The organism is Methanosarcina sp. MSH10X1 (assembly GCF_004099695.1).
Lineage (GTDB): Archaea > Halobacteriota > Methanosarcinia > Methanosarcinales > Methanosarcinaceae > Methanosarcina.
On record NZ_SCHL01000024.1, the window covers coordinates 23,833 to 41,242 of the forward strand.

At 43.5% G+C, this 17,410-nt stretch carries 18 protein-coding genes and 2 tRNA genes; 4 read left to right on the forward strand and 16 right to left on the reverse strand.

Translation table 11 applies throughout. From position 1 onward, the window contains the following. Positions 1-119: 119 nt before the first annotated feature. The 13 genes from EQO05_RS13750 to EQO05_RS13810 all read right to left on the reverse strand — a co-directional run bounded on the left by EQO05_RS13750 (position 120) and on the right by EQO05_RS13810 (position 9,960). Entirely contained in the window at positions 120-413 is a 294-nt protein-coding gene (locus EQO05_RS13750) for a hypothetical protein (protein WP_128507453.1), read from the reverse strand. 228 nt (positions 414-641) lie between these two features. Then, positions 642-845, reverse strand: a complete 204-nt coding sequence (locus tag EQO05_RS13755; RefSeq protein ID WP_128507455.1) for an MM0924 family protein — start codon at positions 843-845, stop codon at positions 642-644. 263 nt (positions 846-1,108) lie between these two features. Further along, entirely contained in the window at positions 1,109-2,140 is a 1,032-nt protein-coding gene (locus EQO05_RS13760; protein ID WP_128507457.1) for a hypothetical protein, read from the reverse strand. A gap of 170 nt (positions 2,141-2,310) precedes the next feature. Then, complete coding sequence (locus EQO05_RS13765; protein ID WP_128507459.1) at positions 2,311-3,267, reverse strand: F0F1 ATP synthase subunit gamma; 957 nt, start codon at positions 3,265-3,267, stop codon at positions 2,311-2,313. Next, positions 3,264-4,919, reverse strand: a complete 1,656-nt coding sequence (locus EQO05_RS13770) for an alternate F1F0 ATPase, F1 subunit alpha (RefSeq protein WP_128507489.1) — start codon at positions 4,917-4,919, stop codon at positions 3,264-3,266. Before EQO05_RS13770 ends, EQO05_RS13765 begins: the two co-directional genes overlap by 4 nt. Before the next feature lie 71 nt (positions 4,920-4,990). Continuing rightward, positions 4,991-5,881: a F0F1 ATP synthase subunit delta gene (locus EQO05_RS13775; RefSeq protein ID WP_128507461.1), complete on the reverse strand. Its 891-nt coding sequence runs from the start codon at positions 5,879-5,881 to the stop codon at positions 4,991-4,993. Between the two features lie 20 nt (positions 5,882-5,901). Further along, positions 5,902-6,177 carry a F0F1 ATP synthase subunit C gene (locus EQO05_RS13780; protein WP_128507463.1) on the reverse strand — a complete coding sequence of 92 codons (276 nt, stop codon included), beginning with the start codon at positions 6,175-6,177 and terminating at the stop codon, positions 5,902-5,904. Positions 6,178-6,214: 37 nt separating this feature from the next. Then, entirely contained in the window at positions 6,215-6,904 is a 690-nt protein-coding gene (locus EQO05_RS13785; protein ID WP_128507465.1) for a F0F1 ATP synthase subunit A, read from the reverse strand. After that, positions 6,894-7,208: an ATP synthase subunit I gene (locus EQO05_RS13790; protein WP_128507467.1), complete on the reverse strand. Its 315-nt coding sequence runs from the start codon at positions 7,206-7,208 to the stop codon at positions 6,894-6,896. Before EQO05_RS13790 ends, EQO05_RS13785 begins: the two co-directional genes overlap by 11 nt. Next, positions 7,201-7,539 carry an AtpZ/AtpI family protein gene (locus EQO05_RS13795; protein WP_205793826.1) on the reverse strand — a complete coding sequence of 113 codons (339 nt, stop codon included), beginning with the start codon at positions 7,537-7,539 and terminating at the stop codon, positions 7,201-7,203. Before EQO05_RS13795 ends, EQO05_RS13790 begins: the two co-directional genes overlap by 8 nt. Next, positions 7,532-7,936 (reverse strand): F0F1 ATP synthase subunit epsilon, encoded by a 405-nt coding sequence (locus EQO05_RS13800; RefSeq protein WP_128507469.1) that lies wholly within the window; start codon positions 7,934-7,936, stop codon positions 7,532-7,534. Before EQO05_RS13800 ends, EQO05_RS13795 begins: the two co-directional genes overlap by 8 nt. After that, positions 7,933-9,342: a F0F1 ATP synthase subunit beta gene (gene atpD, locus EQO05_RS13805; protein ID WP_128507471.1), complete on the reverse strand. Its 1,410-nt coding sequence runs from the start codon at positions 9,340-9,342 to the stop codon at positions 7,933-7,935. The genes EQO05_RS13800 and atpD overlap by 4 nt, the downstream gene beginning before the upstream one ends. Before the next feature lie 524 nt (positions 9,343-9,866). Further along, a tRNA-Arg gene (locus EQO05_RS13810) sits at positions 9,867-9,960 on the reverse strand. Positions 9,961-10,608: 648 nt separating this feature from the next. Here EQO05_RS13810 and EQO05_RS13815 point away from each other — a divergent pair. Together EQO05_RS13815 and EQO05_RS13820 are read left to right on the forward strand one after the other, a co-directional pair. Next, positions 10,609-11,331, forward strand: coding sequence for an ATPase domain-containing protein (locus tag EQO05_RS13815; protein WP_128507473.1), 723 nt, complete (start codon positions 10,609-10,611; stop codon positions 11,329-11,331). Next, complete coding sequence (locus EQO05_RS13820; RefSeq protein WP_128507475.1) at positions 11,321-12,178, forward strand: response regulator; 858 nt, start codon at positions 11,321-11,323, stop codon at positions 12,176-12,178. The genes EQO05_RS13815 and EQO05_RS13820 overlap by 11 nt, the downstream gene beginning before the upstream one ends. A gap of 228 nt (positions 12,179-12,406) precedes the next feature. On the opposite strand, the gene EQO05_RS13825 is transcribed toward EQO05_RS13820, so the two are convergent. The 3 genes from EQO05_RS13825 to EQO05_RS13835 form a co-directional block, all read right to left on the reverse strand. Continuing rightward, positions 12,407-13,117, reverse strand: coding sequence for an RAD55 family ATPase (locus EQO05_RS13825; protein ID WP_128507477.1), 711 nt, complete (start codon positions 13,115-13,117; stop codon positions 12,407-12,409). A gap of 367 nt (positions 13,118-13,484) precedes the next feature. Continuing rightward, positions 13,485-13,661, reverse strand: coding sequence for a hypothetical protein (locus EQO05_RS13830; RefSeq protein ID WP_164888566.1), 177 nt, complete (start codon positions 13,659-13,661; stop codon positions 13,485-13,487). 187 nt (positions 13,662-13,848) lie between these two features. After that, positions 13,849-15,660 carry a site-2 protease family protein gene (locus EQO05_RS13835; protein ID WP_128507481.1) on the reverse strand — a complete coding sequence of 604 codons (1,812 nt, stop codon included), beginning with the start codon at positions 15,658-15,660 and terminating at the stop codon, positions 13,849-13,851. 638 nt (positions 15,661-16,298) lie between these two features. Here EQO05_RS13835 and cutA point away from each other — a divergent pair. Both cutA and EQO05_RS13845 read left to right on the forward strand, forming a co-directional pair. Further along, positions 16,299-16,616 carry a divalent-cation tolerance protein CutA gene (gene cutA, locus EQO05_RS13840; protein ID WP_128507483.1) on the forward strand — a complete coding sequence of 106 codons (318 nt, stop codon included), beginning with the start codon at positions 16,299-16,301 and terminating at the stop codon, positions 16,614-16,616. Between the two features lie 452 nt (positions 16,617-17,068). Beyond that, a tRNA-Leu gene (locus EQO05_RS13845) sits at positions 17,069-17,151 on the forward strand. Positions 17,152-17,410 lie beyond the last annotated feature (259 nt).

Consider the following 17,410-nt stretch of genomic DNA (forward strand, 5'->3'; position numbering starts at 1 on the left):
ATTAGCTGAGGTGAGAGTGCGGTCAGTGCAATTCCTATTCTGCAGCCGCCCGATAAGTATTAATGATAAATTTCTAACCGGTGGACTGTTGGAAAACTTTACTACCGGTCGCTTATATATTAAACTTCAAATAAGTATTTAACGAACACAATATCCGTATTCGGGAAAGAAGAGCTTTGCCTGTCCTGAGGAAAACGGATCTTCCGCACGCCAATCAAGTTATTCAGTAATTGCTGTACTTGATTTAAGCTTTGTTGTAACGCAAGCCTTTTCAAAAAAGGCTTGAGCGAAAACCCCCAGGAAACGGCGTGATCAACCGGCGCAACGCAAACTTTTTCAAAAAAAGTTTGATCAAAAACTAATGCTTTATCGAAACCGGTGTAACCGGAGCGTGATAAATCGGCGGAACGCAAGCTTTTTTAAAAAAGGCTTGAGCGAAAATCCTGATTTATTGAAAACGGCTTAACCGGAGCGTGATCGACCGGCGCAACGGTCGCGGGTCAACGGTTTAGTGAGAAGGATAAAAGGGACTAAAAGAAAAAAGTTACTGCGAGAAAATTGTGGAGAAAATCTTTCTCCACATTTAAAAGTTTATTAGAAAAGCACGGTTAAGGAAATTCAGGTTCTAACTCTAATACTTCTTATCTTTTGCCTCTAAGGGTTTTCCAAATTACAGCGATTCTCTCTATCTCAATGTGGGTGTAGCCTTCTTCTTTTATAGTCCATTTAAGACTAAGGATCCCATCATTGACTTCAGCAGCAATCCCTCTGTATGTGGTATTCCCTCCAATGTCGATCTCAACTTCTTTACCCAGATAATACTTTTCAATGAACTCCTGTTTCATATCTTCAACTCCAAGACTTTAATTTTCGGATGACGATCCGGTGATAGAATTACTAGGATATAGTTAGTTTCACGCAGTATATTATATTTAAAAAAACAGGGATTCTGAACATAGTTTCTTTTTCAGGCGTCAAAGGGTAACAGATATTGAATTTTATCTTAGAGCTTACCTTAACACCCAAAAAATGGCTCTTATAGGGGTTCAGAACCCAGAGTTTGTTTGATATCAAACAAGCTCTGGACTCTCGGTTTTCCACATTCAGCTCAAAAACCTGGCTCAGATTCGCTGAGCTCCGTTTCAGGCTCCAGGACAGTAGCATCAAAAAAGGGAATTTCTGCATCCGTAAACCAGGCTTCAAGGAAACTCAACAGATGATATTTCAGGAAAACGGTCAGGGGCACATTAAGAAAAAGAATGGCTCCCAGGATTAAAATCAGTTCTATAACGATAAAGGGTATCAGGAGTATCCAGGTAAGGGGTTCCGACGCCAGGGATGAAAAGAGGAAATATAGAACCCCGTCAAAGATAAGGAAAGCGACCCCTAAAATCAGCATCACTATCCCGAAGATAAAAATTGCTAGAATGACTACTCCTATTCCGAGCACGAACCTGACAATCCAGTAAATCACAACTTCCTGCCAGCATTTTCTGAAGTTTCCATAGACCATGCGGAAAGCCTGAAGGATACCTTTATTCCTGTAAATGGAAACGGGAATTGCAAGGCTTAAAAGAGAATTTATTGCAACTGCAAGAAGGACTAACACGACAAACGATCCTGCAAGCCAGAGAACCACTCCAAGCCGTGCAGGCCAGGCAGGTTCTGATGATCCTTCCAGAACAACTGCAATAAGAGGGAGAAAAGCTATTAAAAAGAGCACCAGAAATACAAGCCCTATGGCTAAACGCACCAGCAGGAGATAGAATCCCTTTCCCAGGAATCTTCGTGAATAAGCCCAGAATTTGACCTCATTTTTTACAAGCGATTCAACAAAAACAAATTCCATGACACTCGAAATATACGAGAAAAACAAACCCAGAATAAGAAGGAAAAAAACCGCTATTAAAATTGCGGGGACTGATAAAGTTTCCGGGAATTCAATAACCGGAAGATTGCTTTCCAAGTCCTGAGACCCTGTAGTATAGTTAGTAGAACCTCCATAATTCGATGCCGCCCCGCCTAGTAGAAAAATAATGACTGCAAGTTTTACCCATTTCCAGAAATCAAAGGGTTCAAAAAGAGCTTTTCTTGTTCTTGAAAGAGCTCTGTCTGCTGCATCTATCCCGTACCAGCTCATATTATAGAATTTTGCTCAGATCATAAATAATTATCTGGAGAGTTTGATTTGAGAATTCTCAAACAGTTATAGAGGTTTCCATACATCAAAATCTATTTCTGAGTAAATATTTTCAGAATTCATTAATCTTCTCAGAAATTCAGTGAGATTCTCAGGTCTGGATAGGAGACTTATTTTTCAGTGTTTGGTTTTATCCAGGGTCTGTGCTCAGTCATTTTGCTTTTACGGTGGCCGGAACCACGAGACCCGGACAGCGCTTCGAAGCCTGAGACAACTTCAAACAGCTCTTCGTCGATGCCACTTTGGCGCAAACGGTAAAATTCTCCGTTGAGGTTCTCAAGCAATTCCTCAATATTTTTGTCGGCGCGTTGCATTGCTGCCAGCCTGCTCGAATTTTCACTCACGAGAGATTCGGCGCATGCCCGAAAAAGTGAAACGAAAAGGTATTCACTGATTATCGCCCGCATGGTTTCTTCGCTGTCCCCTATGACTTCAGGCAGGTTCTTAGTCGGCCAGGGAAGTTTAGCCAGATCACTTTGCCAGGTCTCGTCCAGTGGCAGCAATCGCTGACTGACAGGCTCATAAGTAACCCTGGTTTTGTGGCGGTTATAAAAAAGATAGAGCTCAGCATCCTCGTCCTGGCTGCGAAGCTTTTCGCTTTCCACAAGAATCTGCCCTATAAGCGGAGTAATAGCTTTGACGGAGTTTGGTACCGCAAAAAGCCCGATCAGTGGCAAACTCGCATTCGCCAAACGTGAATAAACTCGTTCACCTACACCCCAAACCTGAACTTTACCTGGCAAAGCTGCCAGCTTCGCAACAGCGTAATCAGTTATAATATCATTAAACTGACCCACAAGTCCCTGATCTGAACCAAATACAACTGCACCAACCGTGCCAGCACGCAGTTGCTTTTTTCGCTTTGCAGGAGCAGATGAGGTTCCGATTTCCCGGAAACATGTGCTCAGTCCTAACTCAACTGTACGATAGTAATCAGACAATGCGCTCACTGATTTCTCGTATTGTCCTACATTTGAGGCTGCCAGAGCCTTCATTGTTCGAACGACAGATTGAAGATCATTTGCTCTATCGATTTTTCGGCGCAGACTTGCCAGAGTTTCGCTCATGGTTTCTTTTCAGCCTCCGATTCGGGTTTGCCTTCAACCTGAACTTCTTGCCCTATTCTATCACCAGTCTGGGCTTCAGGCACGGATTTTTCCCCAGCTTTAGCTTCTGGCTCAGTCTCAGATTCGGCTCCGGGCTGAAAATGTTCTAGCGCTTTGCGTGCAATCTCAAGAATTGTTTTTCGGTCACTGTCGGTCAATTCTGCATCAGCTTTGAACCATTCGCGAATCTCTGAATGAATACCAGCTACCGTCCTGCGCAGGGACGCTTCAGCCTCATCCATCCGGTCAAGCGGCACACTGTCAAAAAGTCCTGCATTCAAAGCAAGCAAAATAACAATTTGGTCGGGTACGGGCACAGGAGAAAACTCCGGCTGCTTGAGAAGGGCACGGATCCGCCTGCCATGCTCGATTATCCTTCGTGTGTTCTCATCCAGCCTGGCACCAAACCGGGTAAATACTTCAAGTTCTTCAAACTGGGAGTAGGCTAGCTTCAGGTCTCCAGCCACTCCACGGTAAGCAGCAAGCTGTGCTTTTCCGCCTACACGAGAAACAGATTTACCGACATCTACTGCAGGCAGCACTCCCAGTTCGAACAATGAAGGTGAGAGATAGATCTGCCCGTCAGTAATTGAAATCAAATTTGTTGGAATATAGGCTGAAATGTTCTGTGCTTCGGTTTCAATAATTGGAAGAGCAGTAAGTGAGCCACCACCGAGTTTTTTGAGCAGGTGGGTTGCCCGTTCCAGTAAACGTGAGTGGATATAAAAAATATCACCAGGGTACGCTTCGCGACCTGGAGGACGGCGAAGCAAGAGGGAAAGTTCGCGATAAGCACGTGCGTGATTGGTCAGGTCGTCATAAACAATCAGCACATCCCTGCCAGCTTCTATAAAATATTCTGCAATGCTGGTCGCGGCATAAGGGGCAATATAGGTTAGCCCTGATGGGTCATTGCCCTCAGTCACCACGACTATGGTATAGTCCATTGCACCTTTTTCCCGTAAGGTTGCCACTACCCTGGCAACTGCTGATGCACGCTGACCGATGGCACAATAGACACACAGAATATCATAACCTCGCTGGTTGAGGATTGTATCAATCGCAATTGCAGTTTTTCCAGTCTGGCGGTCCCCTAAAATCAACTCCCTCTGGCCTCGCCCGATTGGAATTAACGCATCAATGACTTTGATGCCAGTCTGAAGAGGCACACTGACAGAAGAACGGTCCATAATTGCTGCGCTGGGGCGTTCAATAGGCAAACGCTTGCCAGATATTACAGGTCCTTTTCCATCAAGGGGTCGACCCAGAGGATCAATTACTCGCCCTAACAATCCCTCGCCTACAGCCACATCCATGACCCGGCCAGTGCGTTCAACCTGGTCCCCTGCATTCAGATGGGAGTATTCGCCGAGCAGGACAACACCGATTTCTTCTTCATCCACATTAAAAGCTATCCCAAACACTTCGCCGGGAAACTTTATCAGTTCCTCAAAACCCACACCAGGAAGGCCGGAGACATTGGCAATACCTGTGGAGACTGTCTTTATAGTGCCAACCTCCTTCGGAGTAAGCCTTGGAATAAATGATTCACGGCCCTTCCTGATTTCACTGAAAACACTGTTTAAAATATCCTTCAGATTTGCAGGTTCCATGTCCATCGACTCTTTATGTGGGTTTTGGCTCAGGAGTGGTACTTTGCTCAGTTAAGAATCAGGATTTAGTTTCAAACTCCTGTTGAGTCCCGGGCATGTTCAGGTTTGGATGTATCCGATGCTGGCTCATGCCTAGTTCCGGCCCCTGGTTCGGTTTCTGGAATGAATTCATTCGATTCAGACTTTGATCTGGTTTCATCTCTGGACTGCTCTTTCAAAAGTTCGTCAATACTCCTCCCCAGAGATTCAAGATAATCTTTAATACTCCATGCTAGTTTTTGTCCATCTGTGGTTAACTCAATACCATTGACCAGATCCGGTGTAGTTTCGAACCGGAGTTGAATTTCCACACCAAGTGCTTCCTTAATTGTCTTTATAATCAGGTCTTGCTGTGGCTGCGGAAGATCGAAAGCGGTGTGTACAAGCGCGGAACCTGGCGACACGGTAAGCGCTGAGGTCAGTTGCTCCTTTTCCTCGCCTTTTAGCTCGTACAGCCTTTGAGTAAAGATGTCAACTGTACGCTCATCCAGACTCGTTCCAGCCAGATCTTTCAGGACTTTTCTAGCTATAGCAAAAACTTCCTGCTGAACCCGGTGACTTATTTCCCGATTTAAGTTCTCTTTGTCAGTACTTAATGCTTCCATCTGTTTTGCCCTTAAATCGAAAGCTTCCTTCCGTGCTTCTTCGAAAAGGTGCTGCCGCTCGGCTCTTGCTTCATCCTTTGCCCTGTTCAGGAGTTTGGCACGCTGCTGGTCAAACTCCTCGTTCTTACGCTTGAACTCTTCTTTCTCTTTTTGCGCCTCTGCTTCTTTTGTATCGGCATTCGCAAGTTCATCTGCCACCTTTTTCTCACGCGCATCAATAGCGTTGAGAATGGGTTTATAAAGGAAGCGTTTCAGCAACCACACAAGTATGAGGAAGTTGAGCACCTGCGCAATGACAGTGAACCAATCGATCAACATGACCTATTTTCCTCTGCAATTCAGGCAATTGCTTTGTCCCAGAACGGGTTGGCGAAGATCAGAATAATCGATATAACGAAACAATAGATAGAAAGGGACTCAATCATAGCCAGACCCACGAAAAGAGTCCTGGTAATGGTTGCCGAAGCGTCGGGTTGCTGTGCCAGTGAACTCAGGGCAGTCGCAACAGCTCGCCCTTCACCAATTGCAGGTCCTAAAACCCCGATGCCTATTGTGATTCCAGAGGTGGCAATTGACGCCACCGCGATTATAGTGGTATAATTATCTAAAGCCATAATGTTCCCTTCTGTTGTTAGAATGTTCTTTCTATTCTTATTCTCCAGTTTCACGTCTGGATTTACTGGTTCGAGTGGCAGCAGTAATGTAAACTGTAGCAAGGATACTGAAAATATAAGCCTGCACCATGCCAATGAGCAGACCGAGAGCAATCATGAGATCCGGAAAGATGAATGGTGCGATGGTCAGCAGAATGGCAATGATCATCGAGCCGCTCATAATATTACCGAACAGACGGATTGCCAGAGACACTGTGCGGGAGATTTCACTGATGATATTAAACGGCAGCATGATGATCGTCGGTTCTGTGTACGACCTGAGGTAATTACCAAGTCCTTGCTCCTCTATCCCGAAAAGTGGCACAGCCACAAACACGCATAATGCAAGCGCAGCCGTTGTTGAGAGAGAGCCGGTTGGTGGTTCGTAGCCTGGAATGATAATACAGAGGTTAGCTATGGCGATGAACAGAAAAAGTGTACCCAGGAAGCCAAGGTACTTTCGCGGCTCATCCAGGCCAACGTCTTCAATCTGCTTCAAAATATTAGTGACAATAATTTCCAGAATATTCTGCCAGCGAGAACGTCTCAGACCTGTGGAAAGCTTGCCTGTAACAATTTTTGAACCGACTACCATTACAAGCATTAGCCCCCAGGTGTACACAATCGTAGCGTTAAACTTGAGAAAACCATACTGCCAGAAAACTAGCTCATCAGGACTAATTCGCATGACTGGCCTCCTTTGTTAACTGACTCGATTCTTCCTCCGGAGCCCTGGTGAGTCTGAGTACAATACTGCGCATAACAAAAAACCCAAGTAAGCATATTAACAGCCTCTCCCAGTGGCCTCCCGAAGCAAAGTAAAATCCAGCAACAGCAATGCCAGTCCGCAGCAGCAGGCTGCCGAGGAACCAGAGTGCAGATCGTCTGGATGAGAGCCCCCTCTGAACCGTCCACCAGAGACCTCCGAAGAAAAAAGCTCCTAGCAGAAAGCCAGCTATCAGCGCCGAGACGAGATTTAAAGCTTCATTCATTGTTATCCTCTTGGTTCAGTTGCATTTCCCTATGTTCCCTGGTTACCCAGTACCATGCATTCAGGCAGCCGATAAATAGGCCAATAATCAGCATTGTGAGCGTCCATGAATAACTCACTGGATAATGCTCATCCAGCCAGAGCCCGATTAGAACACCAAGCAGGGTTGGAACTGCTACCGACCAGCCTACAAGCCCCATCATGCCTAATCCAAGCCAGACCGTTCGGTTCACCTGGCGCTGTGCTCTGAGTTTGCGTTCAGCCTTTTCCCCAACCTGGCGAGCCAGGCGAGGCTCTTCTTTTAAAGGTTTCTCTGCCATTCTGTCAGCCACTTCGAAACTCTGCCAAGCGACGTATAAGCCCGGTTTCCAATTTTGCCATTACTGAACGGATTTTTTGCTCAGTCTCATCTACGGCTAAAAACTCGTTCTCTACCGTTTCCTTCAACTTGCTCAGGTCTGTTCCGGCAATGGCGTTACGCACAGAAACCAGCACGCTCTGGCCGGTTTTTACCAGTACACCTTCATCGACTGCAACATAGACCTCTCCCTCTGCCCCGGTTTCGTAGGTAAGGATCCCGGGCTCCAGAGCCGCGACACAATCGAGTCGACGTGGTAAAAGTCCAAGTGAACCCTGGCGGGTCTCGACAACTATGCGTGATATGCCTTTCTTATCAGCAAAGACTTTAAAAGGCAGGAGAATTTTAAGATCCATGAGTGCTGAGTTCATGATTTATCCCTGCTTGATTTTTTGGCTACTGCTTCGTCAATTGTTCCAATCATGTAAAGATCTCCTTCAGCGTATTCCTTGAATTCATCGTGCAGGATACGCTCACAGCCATCAAGAGCATCTGAAAGAGCAACGAATTTGCCTTTATACCCTGTAAACTGCTCGGTGGTGAAAAATGGCTGTGTGAGGAAACGTTCCAGGCGGCGGGCACGGGTTACCACGTTGCGGTCTTCCTGCGACAGCTGCTCCAGGCCAAGCATAGAGATAATATCCTTGAGTTCGGCATATTGTGCGAGCGTCTGCCGGATTCCCTGGGAAATACGATAGTGCCTTTCACCTATAATGCCAGGTGTGGACATTTTGGAATTTGACTGCAAGGGGTCAATAGCTGGATAAAGCCCCTCGCTTGCTCTTTTACGTGAGAGAACAATAGAGGCAGACAGGTGAGAGAATGTGTGCACAGCCGCAGGGTCCGTGAAATCATCAGCCGGCACATACACGGCCTGGATTGACATAATGGCTCCTGCATCTGTATTGGATATGCGTTCTTCAAGTTCCGATAACTCAGTACCAAGTGTCGGTTGATAGCCAAGTCGAGAAGGCATCTGCCCCATCAAGCCGGACACTTCAGAACCAGCCTGGATGAACCGGAAAATGTTATCTATTAGCAGCAGCACATCACGGTGTTCACTGTCCCGGAAGTACTCTGCCATTGTCAGGGCCGCATGACCTACCCGGAAACGAGCGCCTGGTGGTTCGTTCATCTGGCCAAAAACCATGACCATATTAGGAAGCACCCCCGCTGCTTTCATATCACGGTAAAGCTCTTCCCCTTCGCGACTGCGTTCGCCTATGCCGCAAAATATACTTACTCCCTGATGATGCTTGACCATATTATGAATCATTTCTGTTAGCAAGACAGTCTTGCCAACCCCTGCACCCCCAAAAAGCCCGGTTTTGCTGCCGCGTTCAAGAGGCACCAGCACGTCAATAACCTTGATACCGGTCTCGAAGATTTCGGATACGGTAGACCGGCGTACCAGTGGTGGTGGAGCCTGATGGATTGAACGCCATCGAATGTCATATGGTTGCTCCTTGTCGTCTATGGCATTTCCAAACACATCGAATATTCGCGAGAGGATTCCCCTACCAACAGGCGCCTTCAAAGGCCCACCTGTGTCTTCCACTTCCATACCTCGAGCAAGACCTTCAGTGGGAGTCAGAGCGATTCCGCGAAGACGACGTGCATCAAGCTGGGTCAAAACCTCAATGGCAATTTGACTTTTCTTTCCTGCACGTAGCAGAGTGTATACAGGTGGCAAATGCCTCTCGAAAAGCACGTCCACGATGCTGCCTCGAACCGAGATAACCTTGCCAAGGTTCAGGGAACTATTCTTACCTTCCATATGACCCTTAACAGCTCCTCCTCAGTATCATCACTGTTTTGTTATTAAGTACCTTTTTCCTGAGGAACCAGTAAGAAACAAAGAGTATAGTGAAAGTTTAATCTAGCTGATGTCACAAAACCTGTAGTGACAAGGAAATGTTAAAGAAAATAAAACGGTATCCACTCTCAGGAAATAATTCCTTATGGAGTTATTATATTGACTATAAGCCCCCGTTTTGCCTGTGAATTATTTACTGCTTTATTCCCTATTCCCATAAAGAAATATACCAATTTAATATATTAATTTGACTTTAAGATCTTTCTATGTTCGCTAAAATCTAAATAAGGCCTGGCTATAATTTACAATAGATTTCTTATCAAATGTAAAGAGTTTCTAATTTCTGTTCAGAACCCCGTTTTATAAAATTATGCGGCCTGACATCTGTATAAGAATGTCTATTACCTGTGTTTCGGCTCTAAAAAGATAGTCCATAAAAGAATAGGCCTTCGCAGCATTAAGGAAGAAAGATAAAAATAAGTTAGCGGGCCCGCCGCGATTCGAACACGAGTCAATGGGTATCTTCGTAAGAATCTTACTTCGAAGCCCATTAGGATATCCTGGCTACCCTACGAGCCCGCGGTGCAGCACTATTGATAGAAGCTATCCATATTAAACTTTTCTCTCAAAAATAGGGCTACAGAAAATAAAAGGAGGGAGATAAGCAGGATAAAGGGAAAGTAGAAGATAAAGAAAGAGGGAGGAATTCGCAAAAAGATTAAGAAGTCGTAAAAAGATTAAGAATTATTGAAGGACGAAGAGAAAATCCTGTGAGGATTATAAAAGCAAAATACAGGATTATCAAGGTAAAAATTGGTAATTGGGTATAAATTTTTATGGAGCTTCAGTATAAATCATTGCAATTGAATGGGGATGGCAGAGTAATAAATAAAAATATATAGTAAGTGTGACAGAATTAACAGTATGCAATAAAGAAAGAATTAAAAAAGATAATTATTCATAAGTAATCATAGGGAACTAATGAAAACATAATCGGCAAAGGGATTTTCCGGACTGGTCAGAAGGCAGGATTAAGGCCGAACTATAAATTCAACAGGGTTTTATCTATAATGCGAAAATTTGTAAAAAATATTTTATTTGTGAACAATCTCTAAATATCAGGGTCAGCTGGAGATTACTCTAGTGGTTTCAAACTGATGATATTATATAACTTCATAGTGCGGGAAGTTATAAAATATAATACAGAAGGTGTGAGGGTCTATAAAAATGGAGAGGGTTTCAACCGGGATAGAGGAGCTGGACGGGAAGCTGAGTGGGGGTTATCCTGTAAGTAAAGTAACCCTTATAACTGGCGTAGCAGGGAGTGGGAAAACAATCTTCGGAATCCACTTCATTTATAAAAACTGTCTTGAAGGCAGAAAATGCATGATAATCGCAACAGAGGAAACTCCTGAGGATATTCTCTACCAGGCAAACCTTTTAGGGCGCGACCTTACCCCTTTCTATGAGAAAGGGCAGCTTATTATAGAAAATATCTTCGAGAACCGTTCGGAAATGATAGGAAAGACCAGGTACGGATTCAAGCCTGAAAGTCTGGATATTGAAATCCCCAATCTTATTGAATTAATACATGAGGGGACGGAATGCCTCGTTATAGACAATATAGGCACCTTCGCCCTTAGAGTCTCCATAAAAAGGCTCAGGGATCAGTTTGACGCACTGAATTATCTGGTGAGAAAAAAGGGCTGTACTACTCTTCTGGTTATGGACGAATCCGCACACAATATAACTCACCAGCTTGCTGAGTATTCAGTTTACGGGTCTATCCGCCTGCTGGTGAGAGAAAACTCTTTTCTTGGAAAAATGGAACGCTACCTGAGTATACCCAAAATGCGCAGCACACCTATTTCTCCTGAAATGTCTATTTTTGAAATCACGTCTGAAGGGATAAAGATTCGTGAATCCGGAGGAGAAAACCTTGCAGAATGAAAAAAACAAACCAAAAATTCTGATTGTCGATGATATGCCTGAGAACGTAGAGCTTATGGAAGCCTATCTTTCAATGGAACCCTATGAGGTTATTACTGCCGGCAACGGAAGAGAAGCTCTCAGGAAATTAAAGGAAGAGAAACCCGATATGATCCTCCTTGATGTCATGATGCCTGAGATCAGCGGTTATGATGTCTGTAAAATTGTCAAGACCGATCCTGAAACTCAGTTCATTCCGGTTTTGATGCTTACTGCGCTTTCCCAGATTGAAGACCGGATAAGGGGTATTGAGGCCGGAGCTGACGATTTCCTTACGAAACCCATAAACAGGCTTGAGCTCAAAACGCGGGTAAAATCCCTACTCAGGGTAAAATGCCTGCATGATCGGATTGTAGCTGATCGCAACAGTCTTGAAATAAAAAGCCGGGTACAGAATATCCTTACCGCAGTTATTCCAACTCTGCTTCAGGCTGTTTCAAACGAAGAAAAGAAGGTCATAATTAACCAGATGACAGGAATGGTCGAGAAAACCTTGCTCGATATATACCATCTTGAAAACAGGAAGATGGATTTTGCTTATGCAGGCGAGGTCTGTGCAGAAATAATGAACCAGCTGGGTGGAGACTTCTCTTCTGAAATGGGTGAAAAAGAAAGTTCCTGGATAGTAAAGGGAACAAAATGCCCCTGGAAGGGAGAAGAAGCCCGTAGAAACCCTATATTATGCACTTTGACCCGCAAAATATTCTCAAATATAACTTTGAAAGTTGATCCTGGTTTTAGTGTTGAAGCGCTTAGGACTATAGGGAACAGGAACGATTGCTGTGAATTCCTGATAAAAGAAAGATAAACTCTATATCGGGCCAGAGACCTGAGTTCTATACCTTCGATCCCTCGCCCAGAGTCAGGTCCTGGAAATAATCGGAAGCATGAGGCAATTTATCTGGTATTTCTGGAGGCTAATTTAAGATCTCTAACAGTTAATACATGCTTTTAGCTCATTATGCTCTTAACAGCTATTTCATGTTCTTAACAGGCCATTCGTGCCTGTAATAGCTCATTTTATGCCTGTAATAGCTCATTTCATGCTTGTTATTATTTGTATTCCTTCGGGGGTAATATCGAATAGAGAATACCTTACAGGAACCGCTTTATCCCTCATTTTTTCAATGTAAAGATATTTTTTTGTTTTTCCGGAACTAAAATTCTCCTGTGAAGTTAGCCGGATCAGCCCGAAAACCATATAGCCGGTAAGCCTGTGGGTGAGATCGTAAGAATCCTCGTCCATAACAAAAAGGGTTGTGCATCCGTTTTTCAGAAGAATAATGCTGATTGAACTGAACTCATCGGCAAACTCTCTTATATCGTGATTTATAGCCATCACCCCTATATTGTCAATAACCACGACATCAACTTCCGAAGATATTGAACTGAGGTACTCGATTATATCGGTATCCACAGCACAGAGCCCTTTACCGAATTTGGAAGCGCTCTTGATTTTATTCATTTTGTCTTCAAAGATGTTCCTGATAGTGAGCCGCCCGCTCTCCAGAAAAGGCTTGAGGTCAAGGTTAAGGCTTCGGGACTGGCTGAGGATATCTTCCGTAAGTTCCCTTGTAAGAACCAGTGTACATTTCCTGCCTTCATTGCAGTTCCTGTGCAGGAAATGAATTCCGAGAATGGTTTTACCTGAGCCCGGAGGACCCGTTACCAGAATACTTTTTCCCTTAGGGTAGCCTCCGTCCATTAACATATCCAGCCCCTTGATCCCTGTAGATAAACTCTCCATTATCACACCTCAAAAGCAGATGAGTTTCTTATTTAGTATAGTGTGTCTTAAGTGATATACTCTTTTCCAAATATCTAAATAAGTTTTAAAATAGAATTAAATAAGTTTTAGGAAGAGAGTTAAACAAGCATTAATAAAGAGTAAAATAACCTTTTTAAAAGCTCAACACTTTTTTAAAAGCTCAACACTTTTTTAAAAGCTCAATAACTTTTTAAGTAAATGTATAAATTAACATACCACTCCTTAACTTTGAAATTTGCCTGCTGCTACCCACCACTGCAATGATATTTCTGCATATTGAGATGCTTTGAGTTAGACCGGTTTTCAACAATGGGAATGCTATTGATATGCTGAAATTCTCTGGCAGTCAAAACAGTATTTGCATTTCTTTCATCCGACTTATTTGCAATAAGGAGCCTGGCTTTTCTATACCAGCCTTCATAAGGGTTTGCCTATCACCCGGAGACCCGGAAATGCAGGGAGTGCTTTTATAAACAAATTCCCTGATGAGTTCCTCCACATCTTCTACCACTATGAAAAGCATATCCTGCCCGGTCAATTCATCTATCAGGCAAGGACAACTTCCATGAGATAAAAAGGGAAAAAATAAGAGCTTAAAAATGAAAAGGAAAGTCTTAAAACATTGTTCCGGATTAAAAAGTAGGAAAGGGGGTAACCCAAGCCTCATAGCATTACCAAAGGCCGGGGTTTAGTCTGAATTTCAATAACAGTTAAATCCATTGTCCGATGAAGGGTCCGAATATCATGAAGATAAACGAGAACAGGATCAACATCGAAAAGCTCGCTGTGATCGAGTTCGAGACCTTTTCCGAGACCGAGTCATTCCTTGTGAGCCGGTAGACAAAGGAATAAGTATAGTCCTTAAACACATGCCCTCCGTCCAGGGGCACGGCAGGCAAGCAGTTGAACAGCCCGACATAAAAATTCAGCCAGCCAACCCAGAGCAGGGTATTTGCGATCCAGAAAATTCCTATTCCCAGAGGTTCTGCCCAGCCTACAGGCTGATAGAACTGCATAATGGTACCCGAGAAGCCACGGAATCCCTCACCTGCAAATCCGTATATAGGAAGCCCGAAAAGGATGATCCAGCCTGCAGGCACGGTTAGCAGGGACGGGATTTGCTTAAGGGCGTCAAGATACACTTTTGCCTGTGGCATCCATATGGAGATTCCAAGCATAGGGAATTCCGCAACCCCGTTATTCCCATAAATAACTCCGAGGAAACCGCGATCGTTTTCAGGAGAATTGGAAGAGAGCTGCACATCGAAAACCACAGTGCCGTTTTCCGTGAGGTTGCCTGTGTAATTCTCGGGGGGAAGCAGTTCTACCTCAACGGTCTGGTTTGCCTGAGTGGTTTCCATAAAGTTTACAAAAGTTGCAATGCTCTGCATTTCCGTATTGTTGATCCTCACCATTGTCATTCCGGTTTCAATCCCTGCATCGGCTGCGGGACTTTCCGGGACAACCCCTCCTACAAGAACTCCTCCTATATAATCAGGAGAGACTGGAGCAACCTGCAAATCATGCATTGAAACAGTATCGTTCTTTTCGGCATAGATACGGACAATGTCTCCGGGTCTCGTCGTTTCAAGGTAGGTTTGCAGATCTACGGCTGTTGTGATATCGGTATCATTAATCTGCGTTATTATCATACCTTCCTCAAGCCATGCAAGATCAGCCGGAGAGCTTTCATTTACGGTTAACACCATTGCATCACTTAAGGGAGCGATTGCTCCGAGTACAGGCCCGAACAGGAGCAGAAAAGCGATGAAAGCCACGCTAAAATTGGCCATAACGCCTGCTGCCAGAATCCTGGCTCTCTGAGTCCTTGTAGCTCCTACTATAGCGCCGGAATCCGGGTTTTCAGGCTTTAATTCCTCAGGGGTTAATCCTCCGTTTTCTCGCCTTACTTTCTCTCCTTTTTCCCATTCCTCAATTTCCTCGATCGAGGCTGTGAGAGGAAGCTCCTTTTCTGCTTCCTCCTTAGGCCCGAAAAGCTGTTCATCATCAGGTTCCGCAAAGCCTCCGATGGGGACCAGAGCAAAAAGGATGCCCATTGATTTGACCCTTATGCCTTCAACTCTGCAGAGGATCGCATGCGAAAATTCATGCACCACAAGCGTAACTATGAGTGCAATAACTCCCCAGGTAAAAGGAATGAATTCGTTGACTCCGGGGATCAGCAGGATATTTCTCGGGGCATTGTATCTTCCCGGTTCCGGTACGTTTCCGTTAAGAAATGAAGTATACAGCGCAATATCCGAGAGGGCTATGACCAGAAACATTGCAATCATGCCTGCAAACATCAGCAGGATTCCGAGATTTGCAAAGCTCCTCCAGTAAAGCCTCGGGCGGGCCAGAACATCCAGAATTTCAAGTCCCTTTGTTGTTCTGATCATAAGGATGGGAAGCGGCCCGAATGTGCTTATGTTATACTTCTCCAGAATCCCCTTTTTATTAAGAAAGGAAATAAGGAACCAGTACAGTAAAAAAATACCCAGTACAATGCTTGTGCCACTCAAGGAAATTCTCCGAAACTATTAAGCTCGATCGACATCGAACTAAGCTAAGTCAGTTGTAGATTAAGCTTAGACAATTCTTGATTAAGCTGAGTTAGTTATAAACTAAGTTTAGCCCGTTATTTATTACCTTAACCGGCTATGATTATGAGATTAATTTGAATTTGAATCGGCTGTAAATCCATAATTGTAGAGAGCATATATTTATGAAATTTAATATTGAGATATATTTGAGATATATAACTCTGCATCTGCAATTCTGAGCCAATTAATTAATCATGTTGAGTTTTAGTACTCCATATGATATAAAAATGTTATAGTATGCCTTACTATTTTAAATTGAATATATTGCCATTTCTTTCTCAAATAGACTCCTATCTGGAAAAAGGTACATAGTAATACATCATAATTATATAAAAACGCATATGGAAGTTATTATAAGACGTACGTGAAGTTCCTGTATGCATATATGGAAATACGGATCGGTTGCCCTGAAAGCCAGTTCCGTATCCAGGGGCGATAAATTTTATGGCTAGAGGGGTAAATTCTATGCCTGGAGGCGATAGGTACTAGTCACATAGAAATAATCTGCTTTACATTAATATTGTTCGCGAAATCAGCTTTCCGTGAGGTATCTACCCATGCTTGGAATTGTTTATATCACTGCCGGAAATATGGAAAATGCATCGCAGATCGCAAGAGAACTTGTTTCCAGAAGGCTTGCAGCCTGCGTGAATATTTTTCCAGTGTCTTCGGTTTACCGGTGGAAGGAAAAGCTCGAAGAAGACAACGAGATCGCCATGTTTGTAAAAACCGATTCTTCACGCTTCGAAGAGATCACAAGACTCGTAAAATCGCTACACACTTATGAATTGCCTGCAATAGAATTCTGGGGAATTGAAGGGGAACGTGAGTACCTTGACTGGGTTCATGTTAACAGTTCAGGCGAAGGGGCCTGAAATCAAGGCAGGGCTTGAGTGTAGAAGCAGGAAGATTTAAAGCACAAAAACCTGAAACCGGAAAATTTTAAAAAGGGAAATTTTAAAAAGGGAAATTTTAAAAAGGAGGATTTAAAACGGAAAATTTTAAAAAAGAAGATTTGAAGCCTGAAAATCTGCGCTGAATACTCTACGCTGAAAAATTTAAAGTCAAAACTTGAGCAGGACACGGAGTTAAACCCCTGAGTATTATCTCAATATCTCCCGAATTTAAATTTTTAGATGATAATTTATTGCTTGCAGAATCAATTTAACTTCAGGATAGCTTACTTACAGGATTAGCTTTATATGCTAGTTCTATCGTTACCTTATTGGATTCCGTAAAAGCGGCGTAACCAGGTGATTAACCCGATAAATCAAGTATATTCAGAAGGCTGTCTAACCTTTAGACAAAATGGATAACTCAGCAACATGCGGGAGTAACCAAGCGGTCAACGGTGGTAGACTCAAGATCTATTCGCGCAGGCGTTCAGGGGTTCGAATCCCTTCTCCCGCACTAAAGCAATAGAATATTCTCATCCTGTACTTTTAATTCCTGTAATTTTAATTCCTGTAATTTTAATTCCTGTAATTTTAATTTTTCACTCATTTTGGTTCTATTAATTTTTTAGTTATGGCTCTGTAGAAATCCTTAATTCAATCCATATTATTTCTATTACTTTTTTGTTTATGTTATAGACTATCAGTTTAACTTTTACTTCTTTTACTTGATTTCTAACCTTTCTTGCTCTTAATGTTTCTCCAAATTTCCTTTT